At 29.7% G+C, this 16,666-nt stretch carries 11 protein-coding genes; all 11 read left to right on the plus strand.

What is annotated here, in order from left to right; translation table 11 throughout:
- Nucleotides 1–1,022: 1,022 nt before the first annotated feature.
- The 11 genes from thrS (at nucleotide 1,023) to N456_RS16185 (ending at nucleotide 16,602) form a co-directional block, all read left to right on the plus strand.
- Nucleotides 1,023–2,972 carry a threonine--tRNA ligase gene (gene thrS, locus N456_RS16135; protein ID WP_062059508.1) on the plus strand — a complete coding sequence of 650 codons (1,950 nt, stop codon included), beginning with the start codon at nucleotides 1,023–1,025 and terminating at the stop codon, nucleotides 2,970–2,972.
- Nucleotides 2,973–3,044: 72 nt separating this feature from the next.
- Nucleotides 3,045–3,563 carry a translation initiation factor IF-3 gene (infC, locus tag N456_RS16140; protein WP_082422563.1) on the plus strand — a complete coding sequence of 173 codons (519 nt, stop codon included), beginning with the start codon at nucleotides 3,045–3,047 and terminating at the stop codon, nucleotides 3,561–3,563.
- 80 nt (nucleotides 3,564–3,643) lie between these two features.
- A complete protein-coding gene (gene rpmI, locus N456_RS16145) occupies nucleotides 3,644–3,841 on the plus strand; it encodes a 50S ribosomal protein L35 (RefSeq protein WP_062059510.1) in 198 nt (65 codons plus the stop codon).
- Between the two features lie 101 nt (nucleotides 3,842–3,942).
- Nucleotides 3,943–4,287, plus strand: a complete 345-nt coding sequence (rplT, locus tag N456_RS16150; protein ID WP_025743023.1) for a 50S ribosomal protein L20 — start codon at nucleotides 3,943–3,945, stop codon at nucleotides 4,285–4,287.
- A gap of 521 nt (nucleotides 4,288–4,808) precedes the next feature.
- Complete coding sequence (locus N456_RS16155) at nucleotides 4,809–7,586, plus strand: hybrid sensor histidine kinase/response regulator (protein ID WP_062059511.1); 2,778 nt, start codon at nucleotides 4,809–4,811, stop codon at nucleotides 7,584–7,586.
- A 42-nt stretch (nucleotides 7,587–7,628) separates the two neighbouring features.
- Nucleotides 7,629–8,438, plus strand: coding sequence for a TrmH family RNA methyltransferase (locus tag N456_RS16160; protein ID WP_062059512.1), 810 nt, complete (start codon nucleotides 7,629–7,631; stop codon nucleotides 8,436–8,438).
- An 86-nt stretch (nucleotides 8,439–8,524) separates the two neighbouring features.
- Nucleotides 8,525–9,769: a M48 family metallopeptidase gene (locus N456_RS16165; protein ID WP_062059513.1), complete on the plus strand. Its 1,245-nt coding sequence runs from the start codon at nucleotides 8,525–8,527 to the stop codon at nucleotides 9,767–9,769.
- Nucleotides 9,770–9,923: 154 nt separating this feature from the next.
- Nucleotides 9,924–12,134, plus strand: coding sequence for a RelA/SpoT family protein (locus tag N456_RS16170; protein WP_062059514.1), 2,211 nt, complete (start codon nucleotides 9,924–9,926; stop codon nucleotides 12,132–12,134).
- A gap of 119 nt (nucleotides 12,135–12,253) precedes the next feature.
- A complete protein-coding gene (locus N456_RS16175) occupies nucleotides 12,254–12,721 on the plus strand; it encodes a Fur family transcriptional regulator (RefSeq protein WP_062059516.1) in 468 nt (155 codons plus the stop codon).
- Entirely contained in the window at nucleotides 12,721–13,992 is a 1,272-nt protein-coding gene (locus tag N456_RS16180) for an adenylosuccinate synthase (protein WP_062059517.1), read from the plus strand. Before N456_RS16175 ends, N456_RS16180 begins: the two co-directional genes overlap by 1 nt.
- A gap of 744 nt (nucleotides 13,993–14,736) precedes the next feature.
- Nucleotides 14,737–16,602 (plus strand): OstA-like protein, encoded by a 1,866-nt coding sequence (locus N456_RS16185; protein ID WP_148639353.1) that lies wholly within the window; start codon nucleotides 14,737–14,739, stop codon nucleotides 16,600–16,602.
- Nucleotides 16,603–16,666 lie beyond the last annotated feature (64 nt).

The following is a 16,666-nucleotide window of genomic DNA, read 5'->3' on the forward strand; positions in this document are numbered from 1 at the left end:
TTTTTTTTAACTACTAAAGCAATCTTCTTTGCTAGTAATTACTGCCGATATGATAAGGAATCGAACCTTAAAAATGCTATTAATAACACCCTACACCAATACTATCTTTTTTATATAAACTTTGCTTGTTTCTCAAAGCGGATGCAAATATACAACCCTTTTTTATTCTACAAAGCTTTTTCTTAATTTATTTTTAAAAGTTTTTTAAAACTCTTTTTCTAACAAATCGTATCAATGAACTCCCCAAACAACTAACCATTTAGAGGGGTGCAAACCTACACCTTTTTTTTATTCTGACAAGACTTTTTTTTTAGAAAATTTTAAAAGTTTTTTCACAACTCCTACTCTACAAATCTAATCTCAATGAACGTGCTAAACTATATCTCGTTTGGCGGGTGCAAACATACAACTCTTTACAACATAATCAATGCTTTTTTTTAACTATTTCTAAACTTTATCTTAACATATTGATGTCAAATCACTTACATAACAATAAAACTTATTACTCTATCTTTTTCTATACTAAACGCCTTATTTATCTATAAAGATTAAGTAATTCTTATACTTAAATATAAAAAACCAATGGCTCCCTTATTATGGTTTTCAGAACCTTCATGTCTACATAACACAAACAAGAGACTATAGTAAAGATTAACACCTCTTCATTAATACCTTAACAATAAATTAAAACTGATTATATAATCTGGGACTCTAAAAAAACCTCAACTAATTATTTTTCATATTAGGTTATATCACAAAACACCTAAAACTAACTACTTCTTAGGATCACAATCAGACCTGTATCTAAACAATGAAAGTCAACAACACACATCTGAACATTAATTTTCAGCACATAATCCAGATTAAAACTACAATATTATATACGTCCAAATATTTTAAATACTTCACAAAATAGTTGACATCTTTAACCCATATTCTATAATTAATAAAATTAAATATACCGTATACTATTGTATGAGGCATATTATCGTATTATCTTTGCATCTTTAATAAAAAAAAGAATGATCAAGATCACATTACCCGATGGTTCGGTAAAAGAGTATAATAGCAGTAGCATTACTGCTATAGATGTTGCAAAAGACATTAGTGAAGGTTTTGCAAGAAATGTAATTTCTGCAAAATTTAATGATACTATTATTGAAACAACAACTGAATTAACCACCGATGGTAATCTTGTTTTGTTTACATGGAGAGATGATGAAGGAAAAAATGCTTTTAGGCATTCTACATCTCATGTTTTAGCTCAAGCCTTAGAGAAATTATATCCTGGTGTTAAACTATCTATTGGACCTGCTATTGACAATGGTTTTTATTACGACGTAGATTTAAATGGTAAGACCATTTCTGAGAAAGATTTTAAAGCTATTGAAGATAAAATGCTTGAAATTGCTAGAGGTAAACATGATTTCAGAATGAGGTCTATATCTAAAGCAGATGCTTTGAAAAAGTACAAAAATGAAGGTAATGAGTACAAAGTAGAACTTATTGAAAACTTAGAAGATGGAACAATAACATTTTGTGACCATGATACTTTTTCTGATTTATGTCGAGGAGGTCACATCCCAAATACAGGACTCATCAAAGCTGTAAAAATCATGAGTGTCGCAGGAGCTTACTGGCGAGGTGATGAGAACAACAAACAATTGACTCGAGTTTATGGAACTTCTTTTCCTAAACAAAAAGAGTTAAAAGAATATTTAGAATTATTAGAAGAGGCTAAAAAACGAGATCACAGGAAATTAGGAAAAGAGCTCGAGCTTTTTACTTTTTCTCAAAAAGTTGGTCAAGGACTACCTCTTTGGCTACCTAAAGGAGCTGCATTACGGGATCGTCTAGAACAGTTCTTGAAAAAAGCTCAAAAGAAAGCTGGCTACGAGATGGTAGTCACACCACATATAGGACAAAAGGAATTGTATGTAACTTCTGGTCATTATGCAAAATATGGTGAAGATAGTTTTCAACCTATTAACACACCTAATGAAGGTGAGGAATTTTTATTAAAACCAATGAATTGTCCTCACCACTGTGAAATATACAATAGTAGTCCATGGTCATACCGAGATTTACCTAAGCGATATGCTGAGTTTGGAACTGTATATAGATACGAACAAAGTGGAGAATTACATGGATTAACACGTGTAAGAGGGTTTACACAAGATGATGCTCATATTTTTTGTACTCCTGATCAATTAGATCTAGAGTTTAAAAAGGTAATTGATCTGGTGTTATATGTCTTTAGTTCTCTAGGTTTCGAAAATTTCACAGCCCAAGTATCTGTAAGGGATTTAGAAAGTCCAGATAAATATATTGGAGATGTTGAAAATTGGGAAAAAGCAGAAAACGCTATTATAAATGCGGCTAAAGATAAAGGATTGGACTATGTAATAGAGAGTGGAGAAGCCGCTTTCTATGGTCCTAAACTTGATTTTATGGTAAAGGATGCATTAGGTAGAAGTTGGCAGTTAGGAACCATCCAAGTCGACTACAACCTCCCTGAGCGTTTTGACCTTACATATAAAGGCAGTGATAATGAATTACATAGACCTATAATGATTCATAGAGCTCCATTTGGCAGTATGGAAAGATTTATTGCTATCTTATTAGAGCACACAGGAGGTAATTTCCCGTTATGGTTAATGCCTGAACAAGCCATTATACTCTCTATCAGCGAAAAATATGAAAAATATTCAGAAAAAGTTTTAAATTTGTTAGAAAATGACGAAATTCGCGCCCTTGCTGATCATAGAAATGAAACCATTGGCAAAAAGATACGAGAAGCAGAAATGAATAAGTTTCCTTATATAATAATTGTAGGGGAGCAAGAAGAGAAAGATAATACTATTTCTATTCGTAAGCATGGTGGTGAGGATTTAGGTTCAATATCTATAGAAAATTTTTCTAAAATAATAAAAGAAGAAATTAGCAGAACATTAAAACCGTTTAACGGATAATACTATAAAAAGATTAAGTTTAATTTAAATTTTTAAGTCATAGCAATAAGAAGAAGAAGGTCTCAAAAACCACTGAGAGTAATCAAAGAAGACGCTCACAGAATTAACCATAAAATTCGTGTTGATGAAATACGTCTTGTAGGTGATAATGTGGAGGTTGGTGTTTATCCAACAAAAAAAGCGCTACAACTTGCTGAAGAGCAAGAACTTGATCTTGTAGAGATTTCACCTAAAGCGGTGCCTCCTGTTTGTAAAATAATGGATTATAAAAAATTCCTTTATGAACAGAAGAAAAGAGACAAGGCCTTAAAATCAAAGGCTACTAAAGTTGTTATTAAAGAGATTCGATTTGGTCCTAATACGGATGAACATGATTACGAATTTAAGAAAAAACATGCTATAAAGTTTCTTACCGAAGGGTCTAAATTAAAAGCTTATGTATTCTTCAAAGGGCGTTCTATTATTTATAAAGATCAAGGTCAAATTTTATTACTTCGATTAGCACAAGAGCTAGAAGAATATGGTAAAGTAGAACAAATGCCTAAACTTGAAGGTAAGCGAATGATTATGTTTATCGCTCCCAAAAAATAAAAAATAAATCAACGCTATTGTATACTATATACAATAAAATTGATTAAAATAATAAGTGAGATTATTAAAACAAGGATACAATGCCTAAAATGAAAACGAAATCCAGTGCAAAAAAGCGATTTAAGCTTACAGGTACTGGTAAAATCAAAAGAAAGCACGCTTTTAAGAGTCATATCTTGACAAAAAAATCTAAAAAACGTAAGCTTGCTTTAACGCACTCAACATTAGTGCATAAGAGCGATGAAAAAAGTATTAAAGAACAATTACGATTAAAGTAATTATTTTTTAATCAGGTTAGAATTATTATAAACCCAGGAGTTAGGCTAATATTAAAGAATTCAATAGATATTGAATCGCCTACTACTAAAAAATTTAAATTATGCCAAGATCAGTAAATTCTGTTGCTAAAAGAGCTAGAAGAAAAAAAGTTCTTAAACAAGCAAAAGGTTATTTCGGACGTCGTAAAAACGTTTGGACAGTAGCAAAAAATGCGGTGGATAAAGCGATGCAATATTCGTATAGAGACCGTAGAAACAAAAAGAGAACTTTCCGTGCTTTATGGATCACTCGTATTAATGCAGGTGCTCGTTTATATGGAATGTCTTATTCACAGTTTATGGGAAAAATAAAAGCTAATAATATCGAGTTAAACCGAAAGGTTCTTGCTGATTTAGCTATGAATAACCCAGAAGCTTTTCAAGCAATTGTAGAAAAAGTAAAATAACTCTTTTAGTAAAAACAATACAATCTCATTTATATAAAACCCGCTTTTAAAAGCGGGTTTTTTTATATGACACATACTTAAAAAACGTATTTTATCGACAATAACAGTATTTTATCTATATAATCAAGTGTTTATTAATATATTTTCATTACTTTTAAAAAAACTAAAATGTAATGAAAAGAAACTACTTCCCCTTTACTGTTGTATTGCTTTTCATGAGTTTATCTTTAATAGCGCAAGATTATAATCTACAATCTAATGACTACAAATCAGAGTATTTTTTTAGTATCTTAGAAATAGTATTTTTAATCATTGCTTCCATCTTCAGTTTGTTAATTTCTATAAGGCTAAAAAATGGCAAATTTAAATTGAGAATGGCACTCCTAATCTTGGGGTTTATAGTTATAATATTTAAAATAGATTTAAGGAATTACATTTGGTTTACTCTATTAATTCTTACATGGAGATTATTAGCATTAAGTTTTTACAAAAAATATAATGTTAGCAAAACATAACCCTGAATGATACCTAGCTGGTTAAAAAAAATAACACCTTTAAAAAAAACTACTCTTCCAAAGAATCAAGAAGAGCAAGAAGTCAATGAGCTTATAGATTTCTTATGGAAGAAAATTGATTCAGCCGCAAATACCTCTAATTTAAAGTCAAAAATACAAACCTTTAAAGATCTTAATTTCATAAAAAAGATAGAGCGTTTACCTGAATTATATTTATTACTAGAGACGTTTATTACTGAAAAAAATATTGTAAAAAGAGAAAGTAAACAATCTATTCAAAATCAAGTTGTTGAAAAACACAACTCATTGTTACAATATAAAAATTTCAAATTAATATTTGACCCATTAAAGGAACAAGAGTTAATTCTATGCAAAATTTTTCTATCTAAAATACTAACAAAATCTTCAGAACTTATTGGTACGTATAATGATCAAAAGATCATCATAATTTTAAAGTATTTAGAGACCCCATACGATTTTGACACTATTGATCTCATCAAAGAACGAAAAAATTTATTAGAGTTTTCTAATCAAATCTTTTTTAGAATAAAAAATAGTCTAGGTATAAATGCAATAACTAATATTTATTTACTTATTTATAAAAAACATTTTCAGTCATATCATTTACTAGACTCATTTACAGCAATACTAAACGTAATTCCTAAAGAAATTTTAGCTAAAGATTTAATAAACTTCCCTAGCAAACAACAAATGCATAGGATGCTACAAAAGCAACTATACAGCTTGGAAGAAATTAATGAAAGACTTACTAAAGAAATTATAGAGCGAAAAAAAGTTGAAGAGGAATTAAAATATAGTGAACATTTAAAAACTACCATTTTAGAAACAGCAATGGATGGAGTTATTTTGGTTAATAGCCAAGGGATTGTATTAAATTGGAATCAACAAGCTGAAAACATATTAGGTCAAAAAAAAGAAGAAACTATAGGTAATAGTATCTATTTATTAATTCCTAGTAAGTTTAGGTCTAGTCTTCAAAAAAGCTTTAATAATTATATCCAAACAGGAAAAGATAACTTTATTAATAAAAGAGTAGAAACTTCTATAAATAGAAAAAATGGATCTATTGTATATATAGAACTTACAATTATCGCTATTGAGACCAAAGATGATTATCTTTTTAATGCTTTTTTTAGGGACATAACGAATAAAAAGGTTATCGATAACGAAATAAGAGAAGCTAAAGTAGTAGCAGAAAAATCTGCAAAAGCAAAATCTGTTTTCTTATCTAATATGAGCCACGAAATAAGAACGCCTCTTAATGTTATTTTAGGGCTTACTGGTATTTTAAAGAAAAGTGATTTCAATACTCCTCATATAGACAAAAAAAACTTAGATGGAATCCAATTTTCAGCAGAAAATCTTTTAATTCTAATTAATGACATCCTTGACTTTTCTAAAATTGAAGCCGGAAAACTCACCTTACATAGCACTAATTTTAATCTTCATGAACTAATCACTAATACTTCTAGGGGTTTTAGTATTAAAGCAGATGAAAAGGGATTAAAATATAAAATGATTATTGATCCATCAGTCCCTAAATTCATTATTGGAGATCGGCTTAGACTCAATCAAATATTAATTAACTTACTAGGAAACTCTATAAAATTTACTAAAACCGGAAAAATAAAACTACTAGTAAAAACAGAAGAGGTCAGTTCTAAGCATATCACCATCAATTTTTCTGTACAAGACACTGGTGTTGGTATATCTAAACATAAATTGGATACTATTTTTGAGAGTTTTTATCAAGTGCATAAACCAGGAAAAAATAAAATAGAAGGTACCGGACTTGGTCTTTCTATTTCTAAACAACTTATTGAATTACAAGGAGGGACTATTAGTGCTAAAAGCAAGCTAGGAGTTGGATCTTCTTTTGATTTCTCTATCGCATATCAAAAAAGTGATTTCAAAACTTCTATAGAAAATAAAAAAGATGTTTTTAGTGAATATGATTTTGATTTATCAGACATGAAAGTACTCATTGTAGAGGATAATAAAATGAACCAGTTTTTCATGAAACAATTGTTCACAAATTGGAATGCAGAGACTTCTGTTGCAGAAAATGGTCAAGTTGCTTTAAAAAAACTAAAACAGTTTACGTATGATTTTATACTTATGGATATGCATATGCCTATTATGGATGGTCCCGAAACAGCAAGAGTTATCCGAAAATCTAATAATATAAAAATAAAGGAAATACCTATAATAGCTTGCTCTGCGGATGTATTTCCTGAATCAAAAAAGAAAGCTTCGAAATCAGGAATGAATTTTTACCTCACCAAACCACTAAATGAAGAAAAATTAAAAGAAATTATTTTAAATATTCGATCAAAAGAGAAGAGTACTCCTGCCCAAGGTAAAAGTAGTAATAAGAGTATTGAAAGTTTTACTGAATTAAAAACCAAAAAATTTTGCGACTTATCCTTCTTAAAAAGAACATTTGATAATGATAATGAAATTATTGAAAGTGTTATTCAGATATTTATTGATGAAACCCCCGAAGATTATAAAAAACTAAAACAAGCTATTGAGGAAAAAAATATGATTCTAATAAAGGAAATTTCACATAAGCTTAAATCCAGTTTTAAAACTATTGGGGTACAAGAAGGAACTACTTTTTTAGAAAAAATCGAGGTGCTATCAAAAGAAAAATCAGAGTTCACTACTCTTAGGGAGTATTTTAAAAAACTAGATCAATCTTATCCTAAAATTATTTTAGAACTCACTGGATATTTAAAAAATCCATCTTCTCTAATATAGATATAAAATATTTTTTTCGTCACTATTACTATCTTTGTATATATGCATACTATAATAAAAAGCTCCCAGAATGATAAAATAAAATTTCTTAACCAGCTTAAAGAAAAATCTAGAGCTCGTAAAAGAGAAAAACGTTTTATTATTGAAGGTAAACGTGAAATTACTTTAGCAATACAAGGAGGGTATACAATTACACAACTTTATTTTTGTTCTTCAATTATATCTACTGAAGAGATTTCAGCTATAGTTACTAGTTTTAAACATCCGATTGAACTCTTTGAAATTACTACCGAAATCTATAAAAAATTAACTTATAGAACAACCACTGAAGGAATTTTGGCTCTTGTAATCTCAAAAGATATTGGTATAGAAAACTTTGTATTATCTACAAAAAAACCTCTTATTCTAGTTGCTGAAGCGCCAGAAAAACCCGGTAATATTGGAGCATTACTACGTACCGCTGATGCTGCTCAGTTAGACGCTGTACTAATTGCTAATCCTAAAACTGATATGTATAACCCGAATATCATACGCTCTAGTGTAGGATGTATATTTACCAATAAAATTGCTACAGGATCTACACAAGAAATTATAAATTTCCTGAAAAAACAAAAAATAAATATTTATGGAGCTGCATTACAAGCAGCTGTAAATTATCACACTCTAGATTATACTAAACCTTCTGCTATAGTCGTTGGTACAGAAGCGACTGGTCTCAGTGATCTTTTTTTAGAAAGCACAAATCAGAATATTAAGATACCTATGAGCGGTACAATAGATTCAATGAATGTTTCTGTTGCCGCTGGGATTCTCATTTTTGAAGCTAAACGTCAACGAGATTTCATAAGTTAAAAAAAATAAATATCCAAAAAAACTAAAAATAACTTAAATATTTATACAGTATACTCCCTGTATGAACAACTAATTACCATAAACTAATGACCTCTTATGCCCTTTTTTACCTATTAATTGCTATTGTTATTATTGTATTTTTAATAGATTCCTTGTTAGATATTCTTAATGCAAGACATTATAACAATCAGATTCCTGAAGAACTACTAGATGTTTATCCTCAAGATGAATATCAAAAATCTATAGCATACAAAAAAGTAAACTTTAAGTTTAAATTAATCTCTTCGAGTATTTCTCTAGTGATAATGCTTTTATTTTTCTTTTTAAATGGTTTTGCTTGGGTGGACAACATTGCCAGAAATATTTCAGACAATACTATTATTATTGGTTTGTTATTTTTTGGAATTATAATAATAGGTAGTGATATTCTCTCTACCCCTATTACTTATTACAAAATTTTTGTTATCGAAGAAAAGTTTGGTTTTAATAAAACTACTATAAAAACTTTTTTTATTGATAAGATAAAAAGTATTATAATGACAATAGTTGTAGGAGGCAGTATTTTAGCATTGATTATATGGTTTTATGAAATTACAGGGCATTTTTTTTGGGTTTATACTTGGGTGTTAGTATCTGTATTTTCGTTAGCTATGAATATGTTTTATGCAAAACTTATTGTTCCAATTTTTAATAAACAAACACCTCTAGAATCGGGAGAGCTTAGAGATACTATTGAAGCATATTCTAAAAAAGTTGGTTTCCAATTAAAAGACATTTATATCATTGATGGTTCTAAAAGAAGTACCAAAGCAAATGCATACTTTTCTGGTTTCGGAAGTGAAAAAAGAATCACCTTATACGATACTTTAATTAAAGATTTAAACAAAGAAGAGATAACAGCAGTATTAGCTCACGAAGTAGGGCATTATAAGAGGAAGCATGTGATTGCTAATCTATTTTTATCAATCATCCTCACTGGTTTAACCTTATGGTTTTTATCTCTTTTTATAAAAAACCCACTTCTATCTGAAGCCTTAGGTGTAGAAACTCCTTCTTTTCATATTGGTCTTATTGCTTTTGGAATTTTATATAGCCCTATATCAGAAATCACTGGACTGATAATGAATATAGTGTCTAGAACTTTTGAGTATCAAGCAGACAACTATGCTAAGGAGACATATGATGAGGAAGCTATGATTAATAGTTTAAAAAAACTTTCAAAAAACAACCTCAGTAATCTTACTCCTCATCCAGCTATGGTATTCATTCATTATTCACATCCTACTCTTTTACAAAGAATTAAAAATCTTAGAAATAAATCCGTTACTTAAGTACTTGGTGGTTACATTTCTTAATTGTATTTTTAATTATTATTGACATAGATTAATAATAATCAAAAAAATAAGGCATAATTTTGTTTAACACTATTGCTAATAGGGATTCACACGATATTTAATAGGGCTTTCTTAAAAAACATTATGTTATATGACTGAAGCTGCTATAGAAAAAGAAAATAAGGAGATTGCAAAGCAATATAAAGAATTGCTTCGTATTAGTTATAGAGATCTTAGTAAAGAAGATAAGAAGCTTATACGACGAGCATTTGATATTGCAGTAGATGCACATAAAGATCAGCGACGAAAAAGTGGTGAAGCTTATATTTTTCATCCTATTGCAGTTGCAAAAATCGTAGCTAGTGAAATTGGATTGGATGCCACATCAATTGCAGCTGCTTTATTGCATGATGTTGTTGAAGATACCGAATATACTCTTGTCGATATAGAACAAATGTTTGGAGAAACAGTAGCTCGTATCGTAAATGGTCTTACTAAAATCTCTTCTCTAAAAAAAGATAGAGATATTTCTTTACAAGCTGAAAATTTTAGAAAAATGCTACTCACTCTTAATGATGATGTAAGAGTGATTATTATAAAGATTGCAGATCGTTTGCATAATATGCAAACAATGGATTCGATGCGCCCAGACAAGCAGGTAAAAATTGCATCAGAGACATTATTTATATACGCGCCTCTAGCTCATAGAATTGGTTTATATAATATCAAAACAGAATTAGAAGATCTTGGATTAAAATATACTGAACCAGAAGTTTATAAGGATATTCTTGAAAAAATCAAAGATAGTAAAGAAGAGCAAGATGCTTACATCAGTAGATTTTCTGATAAAATAAAAGAAGGGCTTGATAAAGAAGGACTAAATTATGAGATAAAAGGTCGTCCAAAATCTATTTTTTCTATACGTAGAAAAATGGTAAAACAAAATGTATCATTCGATGAAGTATATGATAAATTTGCCATACGAATTATATATAAGTCTGATACTGATACCGAGAATGAGAAGTTTATAGCTTGGAAAATTTATTCTATAGTTACTGATTATTATCGTCCAAACCCTATTCGTCTAAGAGATTGGATCAATCAGCCTAAAACAACTGGTTATGAAGCTTTGCATATCACTGTTATTGGTCCTGACAGTAGATGGGTAGAAGTTCAAATTCGTAGTGATCGTATGCATGAAATTGCAGAAAAAGGATATGCAGCACACTATAAATATAAAAATACCGAAGAACAACAAGATCAAGGATTAGACGGATGGTTAAACAGATTACAAGAAGCATTAGAAAATTCAGAAACTAATGCTGTAGATTTCGTAGAAGAATTTAAACTTAATCTGTATGCCAAAGAAATATTTGTCTTTACTCCTGAAGGCGATTTAAAATCTTTACCTAAAGGAGCAACTGCCCTTGATTTTGGTTTTAGTGTGCATACTGAGGTAGGTTTAAAAACACGAGGTTCTAGGGTAAATGGTAAACTAGTGCCATTAAGTCATCAACTTAAAAGTGGAGATCAAGTAGAAATCATTACTTCTACAAAATCAAAACCTTCATCAAATTGGTTAGATTATGCCACTACAGCTAGAGCTAGAGCTAAAATAAAATCTGCTTTACGCGATGAAAAAAAACAAATTGCAGAAGACGGAAAAGTAATCTTAAAACGTAAACTTCGATCTCAGAAAATAACAATGAGTGAAAAGGTTGTTAATGAATTGGTACTCTACTTTAAACTTAAAACAAGTCTAGATCTCTTTTATAGAGTAGGGATCGGCACCATAGATAACCAAAAGATTAAAGAGTTTGCTACTACTCGAAGTAATGTTTTTATGAATTTTATTAAAAATAGAATTCGAAGAGGAAACATTAAGGATGTAAACAAAGAAGAAATTACATCAAAATATGATTTACTTGTTTTTGGAAAAGATTCAGAAAAACTAGAATACAAATTATCTAGTTGTTGTAATCCTATTCCGGGAGATGATGTTTTTGGTTTTATAACTGTTAATGAAGGTATTAAAGTTCATAAAAACAATTGCCCTAATGCATTACAATTACAAAGTAATTATGCATATCGCATTATTCTTGCTAAATGGATTGATTCTAGTCAAGAAGAATTTAAAGCTGTAATAAAGCTTAACGGTATTGACAATATTGGGGTAGTAAATGAAGTTACTCAAATCATTTCTAATAATATGCACCTTGCTATTTACAATATGAATTTTGATACTAATGATGGTGTTTTTACTGGTAAAATAACAGTAGGAGTTAAAAATAATAATACACTAAAGACCGTCATGAAAAATCTTTCAAAAATAAATGGTATTGATAAAGTAATAAGAGAATAATAGATTTTAGTATATAGCAATTAGTAATGCTAGATAATTAATTTTAAACTAATTACAGAATCCTATTAAAATCAAAGCTTCGCTAATAAAAAATAATGTAACTTTGCCTTTTTAAATGTATGAGTACTAAAGCAACCACACAAAACGATCAAACTGTAGTTAAGAACGTGTTTACCAGTTTCTTAGAAGAAAAAGGTCATCGAAAAACACCAGAAAGATATGCTATCCTTCAAGAAATTTATGAGAGTGATGAGCATTTTGATATAGAGTCGTTATATATTAAAATGAAAAATAAAAATTATAGAGTTAGCCGTGCTACCTTATATAATACAATAGAATTACTACTAGAATGTAAGCTTGTTAGAAAACATCAATTCGGTCAAAACCAAGCTCAATACGAAAAATCATATTTTGACAGACAGCACGATCACTTAATCTTAACTGATACTGGGGATGTATTAGAGTTTTGTGATCCCAGAATTCAATCTATAAAGAAAACAATCGAAGAAATTTTTGATGTAGATATTACAAATCACTCTTTGTATTTCTACGGAACTAAAAAAAAACCAACTAATCAAGACAACTAATGGCTGTAAACTTATTACTTGGTCTTCAATGGGGAGACGAAGGTAAAGGAAAAATTGTAGACGTTCTTACAAAAGATTATAATATCATTGCACGATTTCAAGGAGGACCTAATGCTGGACATACCTTAGAATTTGATGGAATCAAACATGTATTACATACTATTCCTAGTGGTATTTTTCATGATAAAGCCATTAATTTGGTTGGAAACGGTGTTGTAATAGATCCTGTTATTTTCAAAAAAGAATTAGATAATCTTGGTAAATTTAATTTAGATTATAAATCTAAGTTATTAATATCTAGAAAAGCTCATTTAATTCTTCCTACACATAGAATTCTAGACGCTGCTTCTGAGGCATCTAAAGGAAAAGCTAAAATAGGCTCTACTTTAAAAGGAATTGGTCCTACATATATGGATAAAACAGGAAGAAATGGTATTAGAGTTGGAGATCTTGAATTGAGTGATTGGAAAGAACGCTATCGTTCTTTAGCAAATAAACACGAAGCTATGATTGATTTCTATGATGCTAAAATCGAATACAATTTAGAGGAATTAGAAAGTGAATTCTTTGAAGCTATAAAAGTTCTAAAAACACTAACCTTTATTGATAGTGAAGAATATTTACATCAAGCACAAAAAGAAGGTAAAACAATTTTAGCTGAAGGCGCGCAAGGATCTTTATTAGATATAGATTTTGGAACATATCCATTTGTTACATCATCAAACACGACAGCTGCAGGAGCTTGTACAGGTTTAGGTATTGCTCCAAACAAAATCAAAGATGTTTTTGGAATATTTAAAGCATATACTACTCGTGTAGGTAGTGGTCCTTTCCCTACTGAATTATTTGATGAAGATGGAGAAACAATGGCTCGCGTAGGTAACGAATTTGGTGCTACTACAGGTAGACCAAGAAGATGTGGATGGCTAGACCTTGTAGCATTAAAATACGCTGTACAAGTAAACGGGGTAACCAAACTAATGATGATGAAAGGGGATGTCCTTAGTGGATTTAGCACCTTAAAAGTATGTACCGCATACAAATATCAAGGCAAAGCAATTACACACTTACCTTACAATATAGAACCTGAAAATATAACCCCTATATATACTGAAGTTAAAGGTTGGGCAGAAGATCTTACTGGTATGAATGATGCGTCTCAATTACCAAAAGAATTGAATGATTATATCTCATTCTTAGAAGAAGAGCTAGAGACACCAATTACAATAGTCTCTGTAGGACCTGATAGAAAACAAACTATATACAGATAGCAATAACCATCCTCTCAAATTATTTTAAATTTGAGAGGATGGTTATTTATGATAAATCTCTTATTTTCTATTTATACAACAAATCTTCATTATTAAATTAGAAAGTAGAAGTAATATTATAAAAAATCATAACCATGTTGTTTTTTCTTCAACAGGCTTCAAATTGATTTTTTGGGAAAAGATCGTAGTTATTTAAAGCCATATATCTATATCCCCCTCCTTTTTCTCCATCTCTATTACTAGTAAAATATCTCATTTTATTCTCTTAATTGATCATAAAAACAAAGTCATCCTTACGACCATTTATAGATTCTCCCACATTATAAACATTCTCCTGAGGAAATACAGCATCAAAAAAATAGAACCCCTAAGTTTTTTTTCAAAAACACCTATTATTTGTTTATCAAATAGTATTACATTTCTAGTTTTTATTTTATGAATAATAATTCTTATCAACTTTCATCTATTAAAAAACTGATATAGATAAAAGATTGCTCATCCAACTTTTACATTTTTATTTTAAGGGTATAAAGTATAGAAATCCCTTGTTTATATGATTACAATATCATTCATAAATTTCAAAAAAATCGTTTAACACAAAGTAATTTTTATATACAAAACAGATAACATGTAACATCAAATAAAACATTTGGTTATTAAATTAAAGCTCTTGAACTTATTTTACTGATAGAGCCGCAATCATTACACACAATTTTCGTTATTTTGCATACAAATCTGAGACAATTGAAAAACAAATTCTATTATATAATAACATTTGCCTTTTTATTTTCTATAGCTGCATTTTCGCAAGAAGGAAAACAAATTAAAGTTCAATCTGACCGTACCATAAAAGATCAAAATAGATTCCCCAACGCTACTATCTTAGCCAAAGTAGATAAACAAGTATATCTACAACACGAAGGGATCGAAATCTGGTGTGATCAAGCTGTTCACTATGGTGAAGATAAATTTGTAAAAGCATTAGGTAATGTTATTATAAAGCAAGGAGATACACTTACTATGACTAGTAAATATGCCGAATATAATGGTAATACTCAATTTGCATATGCTAGAGATGATGTATTTATGGAAACTCCTTCAAATACATTACGTACTGATACATTATTTTTTGATCGATTAAAGCAACAAGCTTATTATCGTAGTGGAGGAACAGTCAAAGATTCTTCAAATACGTTAACCAGTAAAATAGGGCGTTATTTTATGGATAGAAAGCAATATTCGTTTAATACGAATGTAAAAATTGTTAATCCTGAAAATACAGTAGATTCTGATCGACTAGACTACTACACAGACGATGGTCATGCATATCTGTACGGTCCTTCTACTGTTAAAGGAAAAGAAAGTACACTATACTGCGAACGAGGATTTTACGACACCAAAGTAAAAACAGGATATGCTATAAAAAATGCTAAAATAGATTATGATAATCGTACTGTTTTTGGAGATAGTATTTTCTATAATAGTGCTGCTCAATTTGCATCAGCTACCAACAATATAAAAGTATTGGATACTGCTAACAATTCAGTAATTACAGGACACTATGCAGAAGTTTTTAAAGAGAAAGATTCTGTTTTCATCACTAAACGAGCCCTTGCAGCAACATTGCAAGAGAAAGATTCTATATACATTCATAGCGATACACTTATGGTTACCGGAAAACCAAATAATAGAATAATGAATGGATTTTATGATGTAAGAATTTATAAAAGTAATATGAGTGGTAAAAGCGACTCTATTAATGTCAATCAAATTACTGGATATACTAAAATGATCGGCAAACCTATCATTTGGTCACAAAAAAATCAAATGACTGGAGATACTATAAAAATTATTTCTAATACCAAAACTGAGAAATTAGATTCCCTTGTAGTATATCAAAATGCTTTTCTAGCACAAGAAGATACTTTAAAAATAGGATATAATCAGGTAAAAGGTCATACGCTTTATGGTTTATTTAAAGATAATGAAATTTACCAAGTTGATATTGATAAAAATACAGAAACCATATTTTACCAAAGAGAGAGTGAAGGAGAATTGAAACTTATTGGTATCAATAAAGTTCTTTCTAGTTCTATTAGATTATTACTTAATAATCGTGAAATAGAAGATGTATATTATTATCAAAATGTCGATGGTACATTATATCGTGAGGTTGATTTACCAGAAAACGCTCGTGAGCTATCAGGATTTAACTGGCGAGGAGATGAGCGCATCAATAACAAGGCTGATCTATTTAGAGGAGAATCACCCCCTAAATTAATTAAAATAAAAGGAATACCATTACCTAAGGATGAAACAGATTTCTTTGATAAAGAAACTGTTAAACGTATAGAAGAAAACAAATCAGAAGGCTCTCGATTATTAGAACAAGAACTAAAAGATGCGGAACTTAAGGAAACAAATATAGAACAGGGTCTAATACCATTAAAAAAGAATCAAGAAAAAACAAATGATGCTCAAGAGAAAAATCAATTAAAGAAAACACCATATCTTGATTTGGATCATACACGTACTCCTAAACAAAGAGATAGTATAACGATCACTCCTTTAAAATACTCAGGAGAAAAATTAAAAGATAGTATTAAATAAAATATATCATACCAATTTATACTATCATAAAATAGTATGAACAGTAGTCTCATATACAGATATA

Source organism: Aquimarina longa SW024 (genome assembly GCF_001401755.1).
In the GTDB taxonomy this organism is placed as follows: domain Bacteria; phylum Bacteroidota; class Bacteroidia; order Flavobacteriales; family Flavobacteriaceae; genus Aquimarina; species Aquimarina longa.